Raw genomic sequence first — 1,315 nt, 5'->3', positions numbered from 1 at the left:
TTATAATTTAGTTAATATGTGGTGTGTGTGTGTTTGTGTGTGTATATATATTTATATATATAATTGATTTTTGAATAATATAAGTTTGAATTATGTGGGTTTATTTATATATAGATTTTATTTTGTTTTTATTATTTTTGAGAAAATAAGATTAATTTTTTTTTTTTTTTACTTTGCTGGACGAAGAGCCCCGGTGATCAAGGAAAATCTTCCTGAGATGTCATGAGGAAGGACCCTGAGAGAAACCGGGCTGGAGAGAGCTCAAGAGATGAGACATCATTACAGTGTGCTGGTGTGGTAGATGATGAACAGTGGTGCGGTGGATGGTGGTTAGAGCGGTTGTTGACGCTCACACACACACACACACCACACAAAGCAAAGCCACGATTTTCCGGTTTTCTCCATCCAGTAAAGTAATGGTGAGGAATTTTACTTTTTTTTGTGTAACGTGAACAATCCTCTGTGGGTCTTGTGTCACGCTCCTCACACTGAGCAGCTGCCAGGCACCGTGGAGGAGGAAGTGGGTCCAGGAGGATCATTCACATGTTCAAGGTTTCAGAAAATCTATCTCTGAGTGAGCCAAGCCTGTGTGTGTGTGTGGGTGCTTTTTGTTTGCTTTTTGTGTTTTTGTTGGAGTTGTTTTTCTTTTGTGTGGTTTTTTTATTTGTTTGTTTGCATTTTCTTAGTTTTTTTTTCTTCGTTTTTCTGTTTTTTTTTCAGGGTTTTTTTGTTTTTCATGTTTTTTTGGTGTTTTTTTGGGTTTTGTGGGGTTTTTGGTTTTTCCTTTTTAGTTTTTTTTGCATGTGTGTTTGTATGTGTGTGTGTGTGTGTGTGTGTGCGCGCGTATGGTCGACACACGAGCCATTGTGAGACGGACATTGTTAAGTCTTTTGGGGACATGTATGCGCAGCCACGTCTTGAAAATCTCCAGGATCTCCAGGGTCTTCCGGTTCTCCGCATCGCCCCGGGGTGGGATTGAGAGCGGTGAGAAAGAGCTCAGCTCAGTTCTGATCCAGCAGCTTCTGGATGGAGGCTCAGCCCACAGCTTTACCTTCCATCCCTTTCTTGTTGTTGCTCTTGTTGTTATGGTTCTTGTTGCTGCAGATCCCATCGAGCCTGATGAAGTTGGAGCTCTGGTTTTCTCCACAGTGGAAAATGTTCACTTTTTTTTACATAAGCTTTAGTTTTCTCACTGTGGCAGGAGACAGAAATGTAGCCGAAAAAAATCCAAGGCGTGGCTCCAGTGACTCACTTTGGCTCATGCGTTGCAAACACACGCACACACACACACACACACACACACACACAATCACTC

The 1,315-nt window shown here is 41.6% G+C and carries 1 protein-coding gene; it reads left to right on the top strand.

The genetic code is table 11. The features are described 5' to 3' along the window. Nucleotides 1-902: 902 nt before the first annotated feature. Nucleotides 903-1,184: a hypothetical protein gene (locus CXQ92_RS18320; protein WP_181033734.1), complete on the top strand. Its 282-nt coding sequence runs from the start codon at nt 903-905 to the stop codon at nt 1,182-1,184. Nucleotides 1,185-1,315 lie beyond the last annotated feature (131 nt).

Source organism: Arthrobacter sp. SX1312 (genome assembly GCF_002929295.1).
In the GTDB taxonomy this organism is placed as follows: Bacteria; Actinomycetota; Actinomycetes; order Actinomycetales; family Micrococcaceae; genus Arthrobacter_D.
Note: the sequence above shows the minus strand (reverse complement) of the source record. Positions and strands in the feature narration are given on the sequence as shown.

Bases quoted from the DNA above. Each gene is read 5' to 3' on its own strand.
- CXQ92_RS18320 (WP_181033734.1), top strand. From the start codon at position 903: ATGCGCAGCCACGTCTTGAAAATCTCCAGGATCTCCAGGGTCTTCCGG.